This is a genomic window from Pseudonocardia sp. (genome assembly GCF_025465255.1).
In the GTDB taxonomy this organism is placed as follows: domain Bacteria; phylum Actinomycetota; class Actinomycetes; order Mycobacteriales; family Pseudonocardiaceae; genus Pseudonocardia.
The window spans coordinates 37,623-57,585 of the sequence record NZ_JAODNI010000090.1; the positions used below are offsets into that span (position 1 = coordinate 37,623).

At 73.8% G+C, this 19,963-nt stretch carries 18 protein-coding genes; 8 read left to right on the forward strand and 10 right to left on the reverse strand.

What is annotated here, in order from left to right; translation table 11 throughout:
* Positions 1-117 precede the first annotated feature (117 nt).
* Positions 118-1,338 carry an LCP family protein gene (locus tag JWP64_RS09610; RefSeq protein WP_297494810.1) on the forward strand — a complete coding sequence of 407 codons (1,221 nt, stop codon included), beginning with the start codon at positions 118-120 and terminating at the stop codon, positions 1,336-1,338.
* Between the two features lie 227 nt (positions 1,339-1,565).
* Here the strand turns inward: JWP64_RS09610 and JWP64_RS09615 are convergent, their stop codons facing one another.
* Complete coding sequence (locus tag JWP64_RS09615; protein WP_297494813.1) at positions 1,566-1,763, reverse strand: hypothetical protein; 198 nt, start codon at positions 1,761-1,763, stop codon at positions 1,566-1,568.
* Between the two features lie 143 nt (positions 1,764-1,906).
* Between JWP64_RS09615 and JWP64_RS09620 the strand changes: the two genes are divergently transcribed.
* Entirely contained in the window at positions 1,907-4,012 is a 2,106-nt protein-coding gene (locus JWP64_RS09620; RefSeq protein WP_297494816.1) for a prolyl oligopeptidase family serine peptidase, read from the forward strand.
* 51 nt (positions 4,013-4,063) lie between these two features.
* Here JWP64_RS09620 and JWP64_RS09625 read toward each other — a convergent pair whose 3' ends face one another.
* Positions 4,064-5,578: an MFS transporter gene (locus JWP64_RS09625; protein ID WP_297494819.1), complete on the reverse strand. Its 1,515-nt coding sequence runs from the start codon at positions 5,576-5,578 to the stop codon at positions 4,064-4,066.
* Between the two features lie 72 nt (positions 5,579-5,650).
* The gene (locus JWP64_RS09630; protein WP_297494824.1) at positions 5,651-6,535 is read right to left on the reverse strand and encodes an MOSC N-terminal beta barrel domain-containing protein; all 885 of its coding nucleotides are present in this window, start codon (positions 6,533-6,535) and stop codon (positions 5,651-5,653) included.
* A gap of 122 nt (positions 6,536-6,657) precedes the next feature.
* On the opposite strand from JWP64_RS09630, the gene JWP64_RS09635 reads away from it, so the two are divergent.
* Together JWP64_RS09635 and JWP64_RS09640 are read left to right on the forward strand one after the other, a co-directional pair.
* Positions 6,658-7,032, forward strand: a complete 375-nt coding sequence (locus tag JWP64_RS09635; protein ID WP_297494827.1) for an FKBP-type peptidyl-prolyl cis-trans isomerase — start codon at positions 6,658-6,660, stop codon at positions 7,030-7,032.
* Positions 7,033-7,040: 8 nt separating this feature from the next.
* On the forward strand, positions 7,041-7,541 hold the full coding sequence (locus JWP64_RS09640; RefSeq protein WP_297494829.1) for a metallophosphoesterase: 501 nt from the start codon (positions 7,041-7,043) through the stop codon (positions 7,539-7,541).
* Positions 7,542-7,609: 68 nt separating this feature from the next.
* On the opposite strand, the gene JWP64_RS09645 is transcribed toward JWP64_RS09640, so the two are convergent.
* The gene (locus tag JWP64_RS09645; protein WP_297494832.1) at positions 7,610-8,725 is read right to left on the reverse strand and encodes a TerC family protein; all 1,116 of its coding nucleotides are present in this window, start codon (positions 8,723-8,725) and stop codon (positions 7,610-7,612) included.
* 278 nt (positions 8,726-9,003) lie between these two features.
* Between JWP64_RS09645 and JWP64_RS09650 the strand changes: the two genes are divergently transcribed.
* From JWP64_RS09650 to JWP64_RS09660, 3 genes are read left to right on the forward strand one after another with little or no spacing between them, the layout of a single operon-like run.
* Entirely contained in the window at positions 9,004-9,303 is a 300-nt protein-coding gene (locus JWP64_RS09650) for an antibiotic biosynthesis monooxygenase (protein ID WP_297494835.1), read from the forward strand.
* A gap of 56 nt (positions 9,304-9,359) precedes the next feature.
* Positions 9,360-12,287, forward strand: a complete 2,928-nt coding sequence (locus JWP64_RS09655) for an alpha/beta fold hydrolase (RefSeq protein ID WP_297494839.1) — start codon at positions 9,360-9,362, stop codon at positions 12,285-12,287.
* Positions 12,284-13,177, forward strand: a complete 894-nt coding sequence (locus tag JWP64_RS09660; protein ID WP_297494842.1) for an ABC transporter permease subunit — start codon at positions 12,284-12,286, stop codon at positions 13,175-13,177. Before JWP64_RS09655 ends, JWP64_RS09660 begins: the two co-directional genes overlap by 4 nt.
* Positions 13,178-13,190: 13 nt before the next feature.
* Here the strand turns inward: JWP64_RS09660 and JWP64_RS09665 are convergent, their stop codons facing one another.
* From JWP64_RS09665 to JWP64_RS09680, 4 genes are all read right to left on the reverse strand, one after another.
* Positions 13,191-13,958 (reverse strand): acetoin reductase, encoded by a 768-nt coding sequence (locus JWP64_RS09665; RefSeq protein ID WP_297494845.1) that lies wholly within the window; start codon positions 13,956-13,958, stop codon positions 13,191-13,193.
* Positions 13,955-15,025, reverse strand: a complete 1,071-nt coding sequence (locus tag JWP64_RS09670; RefSeq protein WP_297494847.1) for a 2,3-butanediol dehydrogenase — start codon at positions 15,023-15,025, stop codon at positions 13,955-13,957. Before JWP64_RS09670 ends, JWP64_RS09665 begins: the two co-directional genes overlap by 4 nt.
* A gap of 95 nt (positions 15,026-15,120) precedes the next feature.
* The gene (locus JWP64_RS09675; protein WP_297494849.1) at positions 15,121-16,377 is read right to left on the reverse strand and encodes a GAF domain-containing protein; all 1,257 of its coding nucleotides are present in this window, start codon (positions 16,375-16,377) and stop codon (positions 15,121-15,123) included.
* Between the two features lie 88 nt (positions 16,378-16,465).
* Complete coding sequence (locus JWP64_RS09680; RefSeq protein ID WP_297494851.1) at positions 16,466-17,389, reverse strand: EamA family transporter; 924 nt, start codon at positions 17,387-17,389, stop codon at positions 16,466-16,468.
* A gap of 71 nt (positions 17,390-17,460) precedes the next feature.
* On the opposite strand from JWP64_RS09680, the gene JWP64_RS09685 reads away from it, so the two are divergent.
* Entirely contained in the window at positions 17,461-18,408 is a 948-nt protein-coding gene (locus tag JWP64_RS09685; protein ID WP_297494855.1) for a LysR family transcriptional regulator, read from the forward strand.
* Here JWP64_RS09685 and JWP64_RS09690 read toward each other — a convergent pair.
* Both JWP64_RS09690 and JWP64_RS09695 read right to left on the reverse strand, forming a co-directional pair.
* Positions 18,360-18,698, reverse strand: a complete 339-nt coding sequence (locus tag JWP64_RS09690; protein ID WP_297494857.1) for an MmcQ/YjbR family DNA-binding protein — start codon at positions 18,696-18,698, stop codon at positions 18,360-18,362. The genes JWP64_RS09685 and JWP64_RS09690 overlap by 49 nt on opposite strands.
* Positions 18,695-19,918, reverse strand: coding sequence for a glycosyltransferase 87 family protein (locus tag JWP64_RS09695; RefSeq protein WP_297494860.1), 1,224 nt, complete (start codon positions 19,916-19,918; stop codon positions 18,695-18,697). The genes JWP64_RS09690 and JWP64_RS09695 overlap by 4 nt, the downstream gene beginning before the upstream one ends.
* Between the last annotated feature and the right edge of the window lie 45 nt (positions 19,919-19,963).

The window sequence follows — 19,963 nt, forward strand, 5'->3', positions numbered from 1 at the left end:
ACTCAACCGCGCGCGGGCGCGGCCGGTCGCAGTAGTGTCCTGCGATCGGCCGCGCTCGTCGGCCGAGTCTCTACGGACCGAGCAGCGTCGCCGCGTCCTGGCCCTGGAGAGGACCGGATGGCCGACTCGCGCGTGCGCGCCGTGGTCGCGGGTGCGGGACGGACCGCGATCGCGCTGGTGTCGATCGGGGTCCTCGTCGTCACGGGGTACGCGTGGAACGCCTACCGCTCGATCTCCACCCAGCTCACGACGAGCGGCGTGCTGGGCACCACGCTCCCGCCCGCCGCCCCGGCCGGCGCACCCCGGCGGGGGTTCACCGCCCTGCTCGTCGGGCTGGACAGCCGGACGGATGCCCAGGGCAACCCCCTGCCGGCCGACGTCCTCGCGCAGCTGCACGCGGGGGACGACGCCGGTCAGCTGCACACGGACACGATCATCCTGGTGCACGTCCCGGCCTCGGCGACGGAGCCCGTCGTCGCGGTGTCCCTCCCGCGGGACTCCTACGTCCCGATCTCCGACGGCAGCGGCCGACACAAGATCAACTCTGCGTTCGGCCGCGGGTACCGGGCGGCGGAGGAGCAGCTGCAGGCGCGGGGCGTCGGCGGCGCGGAGCTGGACCAGCGCGCCCGGGAGGCCGGGCGGCGCACGCTCGTCGACACCGTGGAGGCCGTCTCCGGCACCACCGTCGACCACTACGGCGAGATCAACCTGGCCGGGTTCGTCGAGCTGACCAACACCCTCGGCGGGGTCCGGGTGTGCCTCAACGCGGCGGTCGACGACTCGGCGTACTCGGGCGTGCGGCTACCCGCCGGGCCGCAGACGGTGCAGGGCGCCGGCGCGCTCGCGTTCGTGCGGCAGCGGCACGGGCTGGAGGACGGCGACCTGGACCGGATCACCCGCCAGCAGGCCTTCCTCGCGGGGCTCACCAACCAGGTGCTCTCGACGGGCACCCTCGGGGACCCCGTGCGGATGTCCGGCCTGATGTCCGTGGTCACCCGCTACGTCGTCGTCGACGCCGGGTGGAACCTCGACGCCGTCGTCGGGCAGCTCGGTTCGATCGCCGGGTCGGACGTGGTGTTCCGGACCGTCCCGACGATCCGGCCGGACCTGCAGACCCCGGTAGACGGGGCCGCCGTCGAGGTCGACGACGCGCGGGTGCGCGAGTTCGTCGCGACGGTCCTGAACGGCGACCCGCGGGCGAGCGACGCGGAGCCGGCGGCGGCAGGCGGCCGGACGGGCGTAACCCCGACCCCGACGGCGGGGCCGGGTACGTCCACGGCCGTTCCCACGAGCAGCCGGCCGGTGATCGACGCCGGCGGGGTCACCTGCGTGAACTGACCGGCGCCCGTCAGGGGGTGTCGGCCGCGACCTGCGCGCCCGCTGGCCGAGCGTGAGACGGTGCGCGAGGAGCAGTACGTGCGCGACATAGCCGGTGATCTCGCGCGGAGAGCCGTCACGGGATCCCTCGTCGTCGGAGCCGGCCGTGCGGAACGACACGTGACGTTACAGCGCGACGACCGTCCGCGACGGAGCCTCTCGGCGCACCCCGGCTGGGCCGAACGGCGCTATCGGGGCTCCGGGTCCGCCCCGCGCTCCAGGCTGGCGGCCCGCGCCCGGATCGCCTCCGGCGGCCAGCCCGCGACCTCGCGGAGCTGCTCCGCGACCGCCACCTCCACCGCGGCGTGCACCGCCGCGGGGGAGACGGACGGATCGACGTCGCGGGCGGCGGCCAGCGTCCGTGCGGACAGGTACACAGTGATCATGCTGTGCTCCACCTTCGTCGGAGGAATGCCCCTCCAACGCCTCGCGGACGCCGAGGCAGCGCCCCCGACGGGTGACTCACCGCGAGCGGTCCCCGTCCCGGGGTGGGCGGGACCCCGGAACCGTTCGCGGGCAGACTGGCCCCGTGACCGAGTCCTTCCCGCGTCTGCAGGCCCGTACCCGGCGATTCACGCTCGGCGCCCCGCGCGGCGTCACGATCTCCCCCGACGGCGGCCGCGTGGTCTTCCTGCGTAGCCGCGGCGGCACGGACCCGGTGACGTGCCTGTGGGCCTACGAGCTCTCCTCCGGCGAGGAACGCCTGGTCGCGGACCCGCGCGAGCTCGACACCACGGCCGAGGAGGACCTGCCGGCCGAGGAGCGGGCCCGCCGCGAACGGGCCCGCGAGCAGGCCGGCGGCATCGTCGGCTACGCGACGGACCGGGCCGTCACCAGCGCGTGCTTCGCCCTGTCCGGGCAGCTCTACCTGGCCGACTTCGCGGGCGGGCTGTCCCCGCGGCGGATCGAGACGGACGGCGCCGTGATCGACCCACGGCTGGACCCGTCGGGCGCGCGGGTCGCGTTCGTCTCCGGCGGTGCGCTGCACGTTCACCTCGTCGCGGACGGGACGACGGAGACGCTCGTCTCCCCGGACGGGGAGAACGTCACCTGGGGCCTCGCGGACTTCGCCGCCGCCGAGGAGATGAACCGGATGCGCGGGTACTGGTGGTCCCCGGGGGGCGACGCGCTGGTGGTCGCGCGGGTCGACGAGTCCCCGGTCCGGCGCTGGCACATCGCGGACCCGGCGAACCCTGACCGCACGCCGACGCCCGTCGCCTACCCCGCGGCGGGGACGCCGAACGCCGCGGTCACCCTCGCGATCGTCGGGCTCGACGGCAAGCGCGTCCCGGTCCTCTGGGACGTCGCCGCGAACGAGTACCTCGCGGACGTCGTGTGGGACGCCCACGGGTTGATGATCGTCGTCCAGCCGCGGGACCAGAAGGCCCTGCGGACGCTCAGCGTGGACGTGGCGACCGGGGAGACCACGCCGCTGGACGAGCGCACGGACCCGATCTGGGTCGAGATCGTCTCCGGGGTGCCCGCGCGGACCGGTGACGGCACGCTCGTCCAGATCGACGACCGGGACGGCGCCCGACGGCTCGTGGTCGGCGGGGAGCCGGTGACGCCGACGTCGTTGCAGGTCAGGAGCCTCGTCGACATCGACGACGACACGCTGCTCCTCACCGCGTCCGCGGCTCCGGAGACCGTCGGGCTGTGGACCTGGTCGGACTCCGCCGGCCTCGCCCGCCTCTCCCCCGAGGGTGGCCTGCACTCCGGGCGACTCACCGGCGGGACTCTGGTGCGGTCCTCCACCGATCTCGACTCGCCGTCGTCGATGACCGTGGTGGCCTGCGGGGTGGAGCACATGATCCCGTCGTTCGCCGCGGACCCCGGGCTGACGCCTTCGGTGACGCTCCTGCGGGCGGGGCCGCGGGAGCTGAGCACCGCCGTGCTGCTGCCGTCCTGGTGGGAGCCCGGCACCCCGCTGCCCGTGCTGATGGACCCGTACGGCGGGCCGCACGCCCAGCGCGTCCTCGCCGCCCGCAACACGCACCTGACCAGCCAGTGGTTCGCGGACCAGGGGTTCGCGGTCGTCGTCGTCGACGGGCGGGGGACGCCGGGGCGCGGCCCGGAGTTCGAGCGCGCGGTCCACCTGGACCTGGCCCAGCCCGTGCTCGACGACCAGATCGACGCGCTGCGGGACGTCGCGACCCGCTACCCGGACCTCGACCTGGACCGGGTCGGCATCCGCGGCTGGTCCTTCGGCGGGTACCTCGCGGCGCTCGCGGTGCTGCGCCGCCCGGACGTCTTCCACGCCGCGGTCGCGGGTGCGCCCGTCACGGACTGGACGCTCTACGACACCCACTACACCGAGCGGTACCTCGGGCATCCGGACGTCGAGCCCGCGGCGTACGAGCGCTCCTCGTTGTTCGGGGACGCCGCGGTGGCGCCCTCCGCGGAGAAGCCGAACCGCCCGCTGATGCTGATCCACGGCCTGGCCGACGACAACGTGGTCGCCGCGCACACCCTGCGGCTCTCGTCGGCGCTGCTCGCCGCGGGGCGCGCGCACCAGGTGCTGCCGCTCTCGGGAGTCACGCACATGACGCCGCAGGAGGTCGTGGCGGAGAACCTCCTGCTGCTGCAGGTGCAGTTCCTCCGCGAGGCGCTCGGGGTGCCCGCTCTCCCCGTGTGATCCACCGGAATCTCAGGCTCCGCAGGAAGCGGGTCAGCGGAGGCCGTCGCGTCACTCGTGCAGGACGTGGTACGGCGGGCCGTCGCGGGGGTCCCGCTCGGGCTCGTCGCCCGAGTCCCGTCGCTTCTCGTTCCCCAGGTCCGCGATCCCGATCCCGAGGGCGATCAGCGTGGTCACCACCGCCACACCGAGCGCGACGGCGATCGCGAGGTGGAAGTTCCGGCCCGACCAGGCGAGCACCCCGAAGTAGACACCGGCGACGATCGCCGTCCCGACCGCCGCACCGACCCGCTGCCCGGTCTGCAGCGCGCCCCCCGCGGAGCCGGCCATCCGGACCGGCACGTTCCGCAGCGTCATCGTGATGTTCGGGGAGATGACGAACCCGCCGCCGATCCCCCCGAGGAGCAGGGCGGGGGCGACGGCGAACCCGGCCACCGACGGCGGCGCGAGGAGCAGGACGAGGGCCGCCGCGGCGATGCCCGTCGCGACCGCCGAGAGGCCGAACACGGTCAGCCTGCGGCCGTAGCGCTCCACCAGCCGGCCGGCGACGACGGCCGAGACCGCGGAACCGACGGCGAACGAGGTCACCGAGAGGCCGGACTGCAGCGGGGTGTAGCCGAGTCCGCCCTGGTAGAACTGCGCGAACACGATCCAGACGCCGCTGAAGCCGGTGAAGTAGACGAGGCCGAGGAGCGCGCCGGGGGCGTACCCGGGGGTCTGCGTGATGAGCCGCAGGTCGAGCAGGGGCTCCTTCTCCCGGCGCAGCTCGCGGCGTTCCCACAGGACGAACACGACGCCGAGCACCACACCGATCGGGAAGAGCCAGGACAACCGCGACAGCCCGCCGGACTCGGCCTGCACCAGCGGCAGCAGCAGGGCGAGGACCGCGCCGCCGAGCAGCCCGACGCCCACCCAGTCGACGTGCCCGCGGGGCCGGTCCGAGCTCAGCTTCGGCAGCAGGCGCGCGGCCAGAACCAGCGCGAGCACCCCGATCGGGACGTTGACGTAGAAGATCCAGCGCCAGCCGTCCGGCTCGCCGAACAACGCCAGCAGCGCCCCGCCGACGATCGGGCCGGCCGCCGTCGAGATGCCGACCGTCGCGCCGAAGAGGCCGAACGCGCGGCCCCGCTCCGCCCCCCGGAACAGACTCTGGATCAGCGCGGAGTTCTGCGGCGCGAGCGCGCCCGCGGCCAGGCCCTGCGCGAGCCGCGCGACGATCAGCCACGTGATGCTCGGCGCGGCCCCGGCCAGCGCGCTGAACGCGATGAACGCCGTCAGGGCGATCAGGAACATCCGCCGCCGGCCGAGCGCGTCGCCGAGCCGGCCCGCGGGCACGAGCGCGAGTCCGAAGGTCAGGGCGTAGCCCGAGACCACCCACTGCGCACCCGCCGCGCCGGTCCCCAGGCCCTGCTGGATCGACGGCAGCGCGACGGAGACGATGCTGACGTCGAGCAGGGACATGAAGCCTGCGGCCAGGGTGACGCTCAGGGCACGCCAGCGGCGCGGGTCCGGGCTGTCGTCGTCGGACGAGCCGCCGGTCGACGACCGGGCGGGGGCCGTGCTCACAGAGTCGGGCTCGGGAGGGGACGTCTCACGACGAAAAACGTACCTCGGTCCGCCGGGGCTCGCCGCCCGGACTCAGCCGGCCCAGACCGGGTCGCCGACCCGCACCGGGCCACCGGTCGTCACGTCCGCGTAGGCCCCCGCGCAGGCCCACGTCCCCATCCCCGGGATGGTCCGGCGGTTCATCTCGGCGATGGTACGCAGCGTGTCCCGGTCCTCCGCGAAGCCCGCCTGGGCGAGCGTCGTCATGACGCAGCGCATGGTCGGCATGGTCACGATGATCCGCGCGTCGCCGACGGCGAGGGTGTCCCCGACCCACTCGTCCTCGACGAACCCGGGCCCGTCGGGGGTCTCGAGCAGCAGGTTGGGCCGGTAGCGGCGGGGATCGAAGACGGAGTCCGGCGCGGCCTCGGACAGTGCGCCGAGCGTGGCGGTCGTCATCAGGTGCAGGACCGCGAGGTCCAGGAACGACTCCCCGGGTGCGAGTCCGGCCGTCCCGATCCGGCTGACGGCCTCGCCCTCCTCGCTGTGCTCGACGGTGGTGTCCTCGATGAACTTCTGCGGCGCGAGGCCCTCGATGTCCGGCCACTGCTCCTCGAACTCGGCCCCCACGGCGGGATCCGACGACAGGGTGACCGACCGGCCGAGCAGCGCGGACAACGCCTCGTCGAGGCCGGGCTCGTCGCTGCGCAGGGTCCGGCCGTCCGGCAGCGTGACGGCGACGGGTGCCGGCGGCCCGTCGAGCCGCGGCTCGGCGAGGAACGCCGCGCGGCAGCCGAGGAGCGCGCCCCACTTGCGCGGGTACTTGGCGCTGGCCACCGTGCCGTCGTTGCTGTCCAGGACCGCGTAGGTCCGGTCCCCGAGCACCCCGCCGGGCGTCAGGTACAGCGACTCCACCTGCTCCCCCTGCATCGACTTGACGGGGTAGCGGTGCAGCGTGGAGACGGTCGCCAGTGCCATGGGTCCGGTATAGAGGATCTTCCGATCCTCGCGCCACCGCCGATCGGAGAGGTCCGGGCGTCTGGCACGCTTGGCTGCCGGCCGCCGCACGGCGGTCGGACCGCTGAGGAGAGGAGCCCACCGTGGCCCCGCAGAAGCCCGAGGTCGACCCGATCGACGGGCCCGTGCCCACCGACCTCGAGATCACCGACATCACCGTCGGCGACGGCCCCGAAGCCGCCGCCGGCAACCGCGTCGCCGTGCACTACGTCGGGGTCGCGCACTCCACCGGCGAGGAGTTCGACGCCTCCTACAACCGTGGTCAGCCGCTGCAGTTCGGCCTCGGCGTCGGCCAGGTCATCCAGGGTTGGGACCAGGGCGTCCAGGGCATGAAGGTCGGCGGCCGCCGCCGCCTCGTCATCCCGCCGCACCTGGGCTACGGGGACCGCGGCGCCGGTGGCGCGATCAAGCCGGGCGAGACCCTGATCTTCGTGGTGGACCTGCTCCAGGTCGGCTGACCGGCGTCATGACCCGCCTGCTGCTGATGTCCGACACCCACGTCCCGGTGCGCGCGAAGGACCTGCCCGCACCCCTGTGGAATGCGGTCGACGCGGCCGACGTCGTCGTGCACGCCGGGGACTGGATGGCGGTCGAGCTGCTCGACGCGCTCCAGGCCCGGGCGGCACGGCTCGTCGCGGTCTGGGGCAACAACGACGGCGACGCGCTGCGCGCCCGGCTCCCGGAGGTCGCGCGCGCCGAGATCGACGGCGTGCGGTTCGCCGTGACGCATGAGACCGGCGCCGCGCAGGGCCGGGAGAAGCGCTGCGCGGCCCGCTTCCCGGACATCGACGTGCTGGTGTTCGGGCACAGCCACATCCCGTGGGATTCCACTGCGGAGAACGGGTTGCGGCTGCTCAACCCCGGTTCACCGACGGACCGGCGCCGGCAGCCGACGCACACCTGGATGACGGCCGAGGTCCGCGACGGCGCGCTCACCGACGTCGTCCTGCACCCTCTCGAGCCCTGAGACACGACGAGCGCCGAGACACGACGACGCCCGGCCTCCTCGGGGAGACCGGGCGTCGGGTGCGGTGCCTAGTGGGTGGGACGCGGCACGGAATGCGCCTCGTCGTCCCGGGCCTGCTCCTCGTCGACCTGACGGTCGTGCTCGTCCATCGCCCGGGCCTCCGCGGCGTCGTGCGCGACCGGCGGGCCCTGCACCCCGCCGTGTGCCTCGGCGAGCGCCGGGTTGCGGCGCACCGCGACCAGGCTGACGATCGTGGTGATCGCCAGGACCCCGACGATGACCGCCAGCGAGAGCCCGATGCTGACCTCGGGCACCGGGATCGGCTCGCCGCCGTTGAGGAACGGCAGGTCGTTCTCGTGCAGCGCGTGCAGCACCAGCTTCACGCCGATGAACCCGAGGATGACGGCCAGGCCGTAGGACAGGTAGACCAGCTTCTTCAGCAGGCCGCCGAGCAGGAAGTACAGCTGGCGCAGGCCCATCAGCGCGAACGCGTTGGCCGTGAACACCAGGTAGGGCTCCTGGGTGAGCCCGAAGATCGCGGGGATCGAGTCCAGGGCGAACAGCAGGTCGGTGAGGCCGATCGCGATCATCACGATGAGCATCGGGGTGACCCAGCGCTTGCCGTCGAGCCTCACCGTGGTCTTCGAGCCGTGGTAATTCTCGGTGACCGGGAGGATCTTGCGGACCACCTTGACGATCCGCGGCTCCTTCCACTCCTCGTCGCCGCCCATGCCCTGACGGACCATGTTGACGGCGGTGTAGACGAGGAATGCGGCGAAGATGAAGAACACCCAGGTGAACTGCTCGATCGCCGCCGCGCCGACCGCGATGAAGATGCCGCGCATGACCAGCGCGATCACGATGCCGACGAGCAGGACGCGGTGCTGGTGGATCGGCGGTACCGCGAACGACGACATGATGATCACGAAGACGAAGAGGTTGTCCACCGAGAGCGAGTACTCGGTGATGTACCCGGCGAAGAACTCACCGGCGTACTGCCCGCCCGCGAAGAACCAGATCCCGAGGCCGAAGAGCACCGCGAGGGCGACGTAGAAGAGCACCCAGCGAGTGGCTTCCTTGATCGTCACCGCGTGCGGTTTGTGGTCGACGAGGAACAGGTCGGCCAGGATGACGGCGACCAGGCCGCCGATCGTGGCGAACCACAGCCATACGGGAACGTTCATGAGGACCTCCGGGGCTCTCGGGCAGCAAGCAGCGGCCCGAGGTCTCTCCCACCGGTTCGCGTGACGCGAGCCGATCGATGGCGCCGGGTTCCGGTCCTGCGGGGGCAGGACAGTCTCCGTGTTGACGACGCCACCGCCAACGGGATACTCCCCTGCGGTGCACGTCCAGTCTCCCCTGCCGGTCCGCGCGAGGCCAGCGGGGGTGAGCCAACACACCGGGCCTATCGCCCGAACGTGTCCGAATCGGGCACCGCCACGCAGGGTGCGAGGATCACCACATGATCATCGAGATCGCCGACTTCACCGTCCGTCCCGGAACCGAGGACGAGTTCGCCGCCGCGTTCCGGGAGGCCAGGCCGTTGCTCGCCGCGACGCCCGGATTCCTGGGCGCCCGGATGACGCGCGGGATCGAGTCCCCGAGCAGGTTCGTGCTGCTGGTGGAGTGGGAGAACGTCGAGGCGCACACCGACGGCTTCCGCAACTCGGACCGCTACCCGCGCTGGCGCGAGCTGATCGGGCCGTTCTTCGCGGGGGACCCGCACGTCGAGCACGCGGTCGAGGTGCCCGCCTCGGCCTGAGAGCGGACTGAGGGCGAACGCGCGGGTCCGCCGGTTGCTCCAATACGGTCGTCGGCGTGGCCCGCCTCCGCCGGCCGACGCGCCTGCGTGCGCTCGGCCCACCCCTGCTCGCCCTCGTGCTCGTCGCGGGCTCGTTCCTCGTCGCCCCCGGGACGGCGCTGGCCGCCGACGCGGGCTCGGTGACCACGGCCGAGCAGACGATCGAGGTGCGCGGCGGCCCCGGAGTCCCGGCGCCGGTCGGCCTGGACACCACGCTCTACCTGCCCGCGACGACGCCCGCCCCGGCGGTGCTGGTCGCGCACGGGTTCGGGGGGAGCAAGGCCTCCGTCGACGCCGACGCCCGCGAGCTCGCCGGGCGCGGCTACGTCGCCCTGACCTGGTCCGCGCGCGGGTTCGGGAAGAGCGGCGGGCAGATCGCCCTGGACTCCCCGGACTACGAGGTCGCCGACGCGCAGCAGCTCGTCGACTGGCTGGCCACACGCCCCGAGGTGCAGCAGGACGGCCCCGGTGACCCGCGGGTCGGCGTGACCGGCGCCTCCTACGGCGGCGCTCTCTCCCTGCTGCTCGCCGGCTACGACCCGCGGGTCGACGCCCTGGCTCCCGTGATCACCTGGAACGACCTGTCCCAGGCGCTGTTCCCGGCCGCGGGCAGCGCCACCGACCAGCCCGTCGACACCCCCGCGCGCGGCACGTTCGGCGCGGACGGGGTGTTCAAGCGGGGCTGGGCGGGCGTGTTCTTCTCCTCCGGCTCGAGTGGTGGGTCGGGCGGGGGCGGCGCGGACGGCGGGACGCCCTCCGCCGGCGCGAGTGGTTCCAGCAGCAGCACTGCGGCCGCCGTGCCGGCACGCGGGGGCGGAGCCGGCGTTCCTGCCGCCGCGGCCGCGCAGGCCGGCGCGCCGCTGAACTGCGGGAAGTTCACCGACCAGGTCTGCGCCGCCTACACCGAGGCCGCCACCACCGGCCGCCTCTCCCCCGCCACCACGGACCTGCTGCGCCGCTCGTCGCCGGTCAGCGTGACGGACCGGATCACCCAGCCCACCCTGCTCGTGCAGGGTGAGCGGGACACCCTCTTCGGCCTGGACCAGGCGGACGCCAACGCCCGGCAGATCGCCGCGGCCGGGGGCACGGTCAAGGTCAGCTGGTACTCGGGCGGCCACGACGGCGGTGCCCCGGACCAGGCGGTCCGGGACCAGATCGGCGCGTGGTTCGACCGCTACCTGCGCGGGGACACCGACACGGTCGACGCGGACTCCCTCACCACCACGGAGACGACGTTCACCTACGACATCGAGAGCGGTGTCCGGGCCGGGCGCAACACCTCGACCGGGCGGACGGTCGTCGCGGACGCCTACCCGGGACTGCCCGGGGCCCCGGCCGTCGCCACGCAGGCGCTGCCGCTCGACGGCGGGCCCCAGGCCGTCGTGAACCCGGCCGGCGGGAACCCGTCGGCGATCACGTCGCTGCCGGGCCTGGGCGGGTCGCTCGGCAACCTCGCCGGCCAGCTGTCGTCGTTCACCTCCGACCTGCCCGGCCAGTCCGCGTCGTTCCCCGCCGCCCCGCTGGACCAGCAGGTCGTGGTGGCCGGCGCCCCGCGCGTCGGCCTCACGGTCTCCCGGGTGCCCGGTCAGCCCGCGGGCGACGAGGCGGTCCTCTTCGCGCGGACCTACGAGGTCAGCCCGGACGGGCTGCGCCAGCTGCTGGGCAGCGCCGTCGCGCCGATCCGGGTGCCGGTCCCGGGCGACGGCTCGGCCGCGCGGGTCTCGGTGACCCTGCCCGGCGTCGTCGCGCCGATCGAGGCGGGCAACCGGCTCGTCGTGTCCGTCGCGACCACGGACCAGGGCTTCGCCTCGCCGCCCGAGCCCGCGGTGTGGCAGGTCGGCCTGGCCGATGGCGCCCGGCTCGACATCCCGGTCGTGCCGGGCCGTTCGGTGACCGCGAACACGGTGCCGCTCGCGCCCTTGATCGGGATCGGTGTGGTGCTGCTGCTGGGGCTGCTCGCGTGGATCGTCGCGCGGATCCGGCGGCGCCGGGCGGACGTCCCGAGCGCCGGCGCCGGGAACGCCCCGCCGCTGGAGATCACCGGCCTCGCGAAGACGTACAAGGGCGGGTTCAGCGCGGTCAAGGACGTGTCGTTCACCGTGCGGCCCGGCCAGGTGCTCGGGCTGCTCGGCCCGAACGGCGCCGGCAAGACGACGGTGCTGCGCATGCTCATGGGCCTCATCCGCCCGACCGCGGGCACCATCCGCGCGTTCGGCGAGCCCGTCGGGCCCGGTGCCCCGGTGCTGGCCCGGATCGGCGCGTTCGTCGAGGGGCCCGGTTTCCTGCCGCACCTCTCCGGCGCGGACAACCTGCGGCTCTACTGGGCGGCCACCGGTCGTCCGGTGGCGGAGGCGCACCTCGACGACGCGCTGGAGATCGCCGGGCTCGGCGCATCCGTCGAGCGGCGGGTCGGCACGTACTCCCAGGGCATGCGGCAGCGGCTCGCGATCGCCCAGGCGATGCTCGGCCTGCCGGAGCTGATGGTGCTCGACGAACCCACGAACGGGCTCGACCCGCCCCAGATCCACGCGATGCGCGAGGTCCTGCGCCGCTACGCCGCCGGCGGCCGGACCGTGCTGGTCTCCAGCCACCTGCTCGCCGAGGTCGAGCAGACGTGCGACCACGTCGTCGTCATGCACCAGGGCAGGGTCGTGGCCGACGGGACGGTCGAGGAGATCATCGCCGGGGGCGGGGCCGCGACGTTCGGGGTCGACGAGCCGGACCGGGCCGCCGAGGTGCTCGGCGCGCTCGCCGGGGTGCGCGACGTCGCCGTCGAGGGCCGGTCGGTGCACGCGGAGCTCAACGGAACCCCGCGGGCGTCGGCGGTGCAGGCGCTGGTCAGCGCGGGGGTCTCGGTGGAGTCCGCCGGGCCCCGGCGCCGGCTCGAGGACGCCTTCCTGCAGCTCGTCGGAGAGACCGTCGACACGAAAGGCGGAACACCATGACCGAGGCACCTTCCACCCGGAAGGGACACGTCGGGTCGCTGGCGGCCGACGGGTCCGTCCCGACGCCGTACCGCCCCGGCCACACCCTGCCGCTGCGCGTCGAGCTGGTCCGCCAGCTCAAGCGCCGCCGCACCCAGGTGGCGTTCGGGCTGGTCGCGCTGCTGCCGATCATCCTGTGGATCGCGTTCCAGCTCAGCAGCGACGACTCCCCCGGGACCTCGCTGAACCTCGTCGACCTGGCGAAGGGCAGCGGCACGAACTTCGCCGTCTTCGCGCTCTTCGCCTCCGCGGGGTTCCTGCTGGTGGTGGTCGTGGCCCTGTTCTTCGGGGACACGGTGGCGTCCGAGGCGTCCTGGTCGTCGCTGCGGTACCTGCTCGCGGCGCCCGTGCCGCGGGCCCGGTTGCTGCGGCAGAAGGCGATCGTCGCGGGTTTCCTGTCGCTCGCGGCGCTGCTCCTGCTGCCGATCGTGGCACTGATCGTCGGGACGCTCGCCTACGGCACGGGAGACCTGGTCAGCCCGACCGGCGAGTCCCTGACGTACGGGGCCGCCGCCGGCCGGGTGCTGCTGGCGGGGATCTACGTGGCGCTGAGCCTGCTGTGGGTGGCGGCGCTGGGCCTGCTGCTCTCGGTGGTCACGGACGCGCCGCTGGGCGCGGTCGGCGGCGCGGTGATGGCGTCGATCGTCTCGCAGATCCTGGACCAGATCACGGCCCTGGAGGACCTGCGGAACTACCTCCCGACGCACTACGCCACGGCGTGGTCGAACCTCCTCGCCACCCAGGTCGACTGGGGCGACATGATCCGCGGCGTCTTCTCCTCCGTGGCGTTCGCCGCGATCTTCTTCGCGGCGGCCGCCTTCCGCTTCCAGCGCAAGGACGTCACCAGCTGACCCGCGCCCCCGGTTACACCATCACGATGCCCCCGTCGATCATCACCGCCTGGCCCGTCATGTAGTCCGCGTCGCGGCCGGCCAGGTAGCTGACGAAGCCGGCCACGTCCTCCGGGGTCTGGACCCGCCCCAGCGCGATCAGCTGGGAGTACTGCTCCAGGGTCTCGCCCTTGGCGTTGCCGTTGTAGGCGGACATCCGCTCGTCGATCAGGTCCCACATGTCGGTGCCGACGATGCCGGGGCAGTACGCGTTGACCGTGATCCGGTGCTTCGCGAGCTCCTTCGCCGCCGCCTGGGTGAGGGCGCGAACCGCGAACTTCGTCGCCGAGTAGTGGCCGAGGAAATCGAAGCCCGAGTGCCCCGCGATCGACGACGCGTTGATGATCTTGCCACCCGTGTCCTGCTCGATCATGCGCTCCGCGGCGGCCTGCAGCCCGTAGAGGACGCCGTACACGTTGACGGCGAAGATCGCCTCGAGGTCCTCGGGTGTCACCTCGAGCAGCGTCTTGACCTGCGCGATCCCGGCGTTGTTGACCATGACGTCCACGCTGCCGAGCTCGCCCGCCACCTGGTCGACCATGGTGAACACCGCGGCGCGGTCCGTGACGTCGCACGCCACGGCCGTGCTCCTCCCTCCGGCCCCGGCGATCTCCGCGGCGACCGCCTCCGCTCCCGCCTTGTTCACGTCGACGACCGCGACGGCGTGCCCGTCCTTCGCCAGCCGGAGCGCGATGCCCCGGCCGATCCCGCGGCCGCCGCCCGTCACGATCGCGGTGCTCATCCCAGGACCTCCTTCGGGGAGACGAGGATCTTCACGTTCTCCTCCTTGTTGTCGATCAGCTCGCGGAACCCGCCGGACACCAGGTCGTCGAGCCCGATCCGGCCGGTGATGAACTGCTCGGCGTCGACCTTCCCGTCCTGCAGCAGCGCGACGACGTCCGGGTGGTCGCCGCAGTAGGCGAGCGACCCGATCAGGTTGATCTCGCTCATCACCAGGTCGTTCACGGCGACGGACGGCACGTGGCCCCAGATCGCGACGTTGCAGACGGTGCCCCCGGGGCGCACGGACCCGATCGCGGAGGCCAGCACGGCGTCGATCCCGGCACACTCGAACGCGACGTCCGCGCCCACGCCGTTCGTCAGGTCGCGGATCGCGTCCGGGGCGTCGTCGACGGTCGGGTCGATGACGGCGTCCGCGCCCGCGCCCGCCGCCTTCGTCTTCCGTGCGGCCGCAGGCTCGACGACGATCACCTTCCCTGCCCCCGCGGCCCGCAACGCCGCGGCCGTCACCAGCCCGATGGGGCCGGCGCCGAACACCGCCGCGGTGCCGCCCTCGCGGATCCCGGACAGCCGGACCGCGTGGTACCCGACGGCCAGCGGCTCGACGAGCGCGCCGAGGTCCGTCGGCAGGTCGCCGAGCGGGTGGATCCAGCGCTGGTCGACGACACAGCGCTCCGCGAACCCGCCCTGGTCCCCGGACAGCCCGACGAAGCCGAGGCTGCGGCAGATGTTGTAGCGGCCGGCCTCGCAGGCGGGGCACTTGCCGCACACCCAGTAGGGCTCGACGGCCACCCGGTCGCCCTCGGAGATCCCGGTGACGCCCGGACCCACCGCCGAGACCACCCCGGCGAACTCGTGACCGAGCACGACAGGCATCTCGACGCCGGTGAGCGGGTGCGGCGCACCCTTCGGCGGGATGAAGATCGGGCCTTCGAGGAACTCGTGCAGGTCGGTGCCGCAGATGCCGCACCAGTCGACCGAGACCTCGACCTGGCCGGGCTGGACCTGGGGGTCCGGTACGTCGTCGATGCGGATGTCGCCGGGACCGTGGAACCGCGCTGCTCTCATCAGACCTCCTGGGACGGCGCGACTGCGGCGTCACGCGATCCTCAGTCCAACCTCCGGAGCGCGGCGGCGCCAGGGTTGCAGCGGGGTTGCACGCGCTACCGGCGCAGGGTCGCGAGCCCGCGGATCCCCGGCGCGCTCGACTCCCGCAGCAGCGCGACCTCCCCGGGGTCCGGCATCTCGACCTCGACCTCCGGCGCGATCCGGTACGGCCGCGCCAGCAGCAGCCCGCCCAGCGAGCGGCGCAGCCGGGACATCTCGGCCCGGACGGTCACCAGGTGCTCGCGGTCCCCGTAGAGCGCGACGGACAGGGCGGCCGCGTCCAGCCCGGTCGCACCGGCGTGCGCCAGCAGGACCAGCAGCTCGGCGTGCCGCGTCGACAGCGGGTGCACCCAGCGCGTCGAGCCGCCGACGATCGCGCGCGGCGGCCGGGCGGCGAGGTCCAGGCCGAGCGACAACGTCCGGGTGTCCGCGAGCCGGAGCAGCCAGCCCCCGGGCACGGGCTCGGGCACGCAGACGCCCACGCCGTGCACCGCCAGCGGCAGGTCCGCCCGCGGTACCGCGACCCGCTCGATGCTCGGCATGCCGGTGACGGCGGCGACCCAGCCGTGGTCGTCGACGACGAGCCCGGCGCCCCCACGCAGGCCGGAGAGCAGCGGTGCGGCGACCCCGCGGAGGGTCTCGAGCCTGCTCTCGTGCTGGCGCCAGAGGCTCGCCTCGGCGAGCTTCACCGCGGTCCCGACGAGGGCGACGGTCGTCGGGTGGATGGTCTCGGCCGGCCCGCTGACGTCGACGACGCCGAGCAGCTCGCCGGTCCGCGGATCGTGCACGGGGCACGCCGTGCAGGTCCAGACGTGGTGGCTGCGCACGAAGTGCTCGGCCGCGAAGACCTGCACCGGGGCGTCCTCGGCCAGGGCGATGCCGATCGCGTTGGTGCCGACGGAGGCCTCGGACCAGTCGACGCCCTCGGTGAAGCCCAGCGCGTCCGCACGGTGCCGGACGCGGTTGGAGCCCTCGCGCCACAGCAGCACGCCGTCCGCGTCGGTGACGACCATGACGTGCCGGGCGTCCTCGGCGACCGACGTCAGCGACGACCGGAGCTCGGGCAGCACGCGCTGCAGCGGGGACCCGACGCGGCGCCGCTCGATCTCGTCCGGCCCGAGCGGGCCGGCCGGTTCCCCGTGTTCGGGGTCGACTCCCTGCGCCCGGGCCCGGGTCCAGGAGCGCGCGACGAGCCGGCGGAGGTGCGCGGGTGGCGTGTCCCCGGAGAGCACCGCGTCATGCACCTGGGCCAGCATGCGGGCGTGCCGGCCGACGTCGGTCCCGGGCCGGACCGCGCAGACGCCTTCCTCCACCAGATCCTCCCGACCGTCCCGGCACGACGGCGACGCCGGGACGTGAGCCACACCATAGTCGCCGGGACGGCGTTCGGCCCTCCGCCGGTCAGGCCGCGGCCGCGGGCGCCTCCTCCTCGGTCCCCACGACCTCGTCCGGGGTGGCCCTGGCGGGCCGCGGCGTCCCGAACATGACCCCGCCGACGATCACCACCGCCGCCACGAGCTCGACGACACTCGGCCGCTCCCCCAGCACGATCGCGGCCAGCGCGATCCCGACCACCGGCACCAACAGCGAGTACGGCGCGACGACGCCGGCCGGGTACCGCTGCAGCAGCCACGTCCAGATGCCCGAGCCGACGACCGTCGCGAACACCGACAGGTAGACGACGGCGCCCAGCCCGGGCAGCCCGTCGAGGGCGAAGGAGGCCCACAGCGAGTCCAGCCCCGCGGTCGGGCCCTCGGTGAGCGCGGACATCGCGAACAGCGGGACCGGCGGGACGACGCACATCCAGAGCGTCAGGTGCAGGGGCTTCAGCGGGGCCGCGAGACGGCTGCAGAGGTTGCCGAAGGCCCAGCCCAGCGCCCCGCAGAGGGTCAGGAGCACCGGCAGCACCGCGGCGCTCTGGGCCCGCGCGACGGCGATCACCGCGAGGCCCAGGACGGCCAGCCCGATCCCGGCCGCCTGCCGCGCCGACATCCGCTCCCGCAGCAGGACGGCCCCGAGCAGCACGGTGAACGGCGCGGAGGCCTGCAGCACCAGCGAGGCGAGACCGGTCGGCATCCCGACGTCCATCGCGACGAACAGGAAGACGAACTGGACCGTCCCGAAGCCGAGGCCGTAGCCGAGCAGCCAGCGGACGGGCACCTGCGGCCGCGGCACGAACAGCAGCGCCGGGACCGCGATGACGAGCATCCGCAGCCCTGCGAGGAACAGCGGCGGGAAGTGCTCGAGGCCGACGTGGATGGCGAGGAAGTTGCCGCCCCAGAGGGCGGCCACGAGGACGGCGAGCAGGCGGTCGCGGGTGGTCACCGCTCCACCGTCCGTCCTCCCGTCCTGAAAGACCAGCGATAGGAAATGAAGGGACTGTTTAGAGTGGCTTCATGGACGTCCAGCGCCTGCGGGTGCTCTGTGAGCTGGCCGACAGGGGCTCCGTGACGGCGGTCGCCGCGGCCCTCTCGTTCACCCCGTCCGCGATCTCGCAGCAGCTCAAGGCCCTGGCGGACGAGGTCGGCCTGCCACTGACCGAGCCGGCGGGCCGGGGGCTGCGGCTCACCGCCGCCGGGCAGGCCCTCGTCGGGGAGGCGGAGCACGTGCTGGCGGCGCTGGCCCGCGCCGAGGCCGCGGTCGGCCGGCTCCGGACGACACCCCAGGGCATCGTCCGGATGGCGCTGTTCCCGTCCGGCGCGCGGCTGCTGCTGGCGGGGCTGCTGCAGCGGGTCAGCGCGATCGACGGGGTGGAGCTCCAGGTCAAGGACGTGGACATGCCGCCGTCGGCCGTGCCCACGCTGGCCGCGGACTACGACGTCGTGCTCACCCACCGGGACGAGCACAGGGAGCCGCAGCGCAGCGCGCGGCACCGGATCGTGCCGTTGGTCCGCGAACCGCTCGACGTCGCCCTCCCGCCGCGGCACCCGCTCGCCCGGCACCGCAGGCTGCGGCTCGAGCAGCTGGCCGACGAGCCGTGGATCAGCGTCGAGGTCGGCTGGCCCATCGACGACGTGCTGCGCTCGCTGACCACGCTCACCGGCACCCGGCCGCGGATCGTCCAGCGGATCAACGACTTCTCGGTGACCGAGGAACTGGTGGCCGCGGGCGTCGGCGTCGCCCTGCTCCCCCGGTGGTCGACGGACGACCGGGGCGGCCGGCGGCTGCTCATGCGCGAGCTGGCCGGGGTGCGGGCGGCGCGCGTGGTGGAGGTGGTGATGCGGGAGAGCGTGGCGGAACGGCCCGCGGTGCGGGCCGTCGTCGAGGCGCTGCAGGACACCGTGCGGGCGGTCACTCAGCCCGGGCGCCTGGCCTTGGGCAGCCGCGACACCACCGCGTCGTAGGACTCGTCGACCAGCTCGAGCAGCTCGTCGTCCGGCACGGTGCCGTCGAGGCTGACCACGTTCCAGCCGTAGCGCCCGATGTACGGGGAGACCGTGACGGCGCCGGGGAACCGCTCCCGCAGCTCCGCGGCCTCGTCGGATGTCCGCCCGCACTTCACGCCGATCCCCTCGCCGCCTAGGAAAACGAAGATCTTGTCCCCGACCTTGGCGACGAGATCCCCCTCCCAGGGCCGGTCCTCGACCGCACCGGGCTTGGCGAGGGCGTAGGCGGTGATCTCCTCCGGCGTCATGACGCGGGAGTGTGCTCCACCTGCCGCGAGTAGTGCCACCAGCCGACGGCCAGCAACGCCACGGCGACGACGACGTAGCTCGCGCCGGCGAGCTGCTGCAGCGGGTTCCAGCTCAGCTCGGCCCCGTTGTTGCTCGGGAGCCAGCGGAACGGCGCGACGTAGAACGCCACGATCAGCACGCCCCCGGCCACGGCCCAGCCGCGGGAGCGGTCCCGCAGCACGTGGGCGCCGACCGCGACCAGGGCCGGCGCGACCCAGACCCAGTGGTGCGACCAGGACGTCGGCGAGACGGCCAGGGCGAACGCCGCGACCGCGGACAGCGCGATCGCCGGGTCCGCCCGGCGCACGATCGGGACGACCAGGAACAGCAGGATCAGCGCCGCGACGAACCAGACGGCCGTCAGCGCGGTGCCCGTCATCCCGAGGCGCGCGAGCACGGCCTGCACGGTCTCGTTGGTGTAGAAGACCGAGCCGCTGACGCCGGACGCGGGACCGCCGAACCAGTACCGCGCCGACGCCGACGCGTCGACGAGGAAGCCGAGCCCGGTGGCGACGACGCCGGTGACCGCCGCGGCCATCGCGGACCGGAAGTCCCGGCGGAGCAGGAAGTAGAGGACGAACGCGGCGGGCGTCAGCTTGATGGCGGCGGCCACGCCGACGAGCACGCCCCGCGGCCAGCGGGCCCGGGGCGCCAGGCAGTCCACCGCGACCAGCGCCATCAGGATCAGGTTGACCTGGCCGAACTCGAACGTCTCCAGCACCGGCTCGATGACCAGCATCAGCGGCAGCGCCACCGACGCGACGGACAGCGCTCCCCCGCGGCCGCCGGCGGGCCACGCCCGCACGGCGACGACGTACAGGGTGATCGCGAGCGAGGCCAGCGACAGACCGAACAGCAGGATCCAGGCCGCGCTCCACGGCAGCAGGGCCAGCGGCGTGAGCACCATCGCCGCGAACACCGGGTAGATGAACGGCAGGGCCAGGCCGCTGATGGTGGGCGGGAGCGAGCCGTACATGTCGCCGCCCTCGAGCCACGCCTGCACGCCGAGCCGGTAGACCTCGAGGTCGATGTGGTAGCCGTGCGTGTGCAACAGCAGCCCGGCGAGGACCAGCGCGAGCACCGGGATGCTGATCCGCAGCGTCGTCCTGGGGGACGCGATGCGGAGCCGGAGCCGCCCGACGGCGTCGGCTGCGCCCGGCGGGGTGCTGGAGACGGTCAAGCGCGGTCCTTCGCCTGGTTCCTGCGACGGAACGTGATCGGGTGG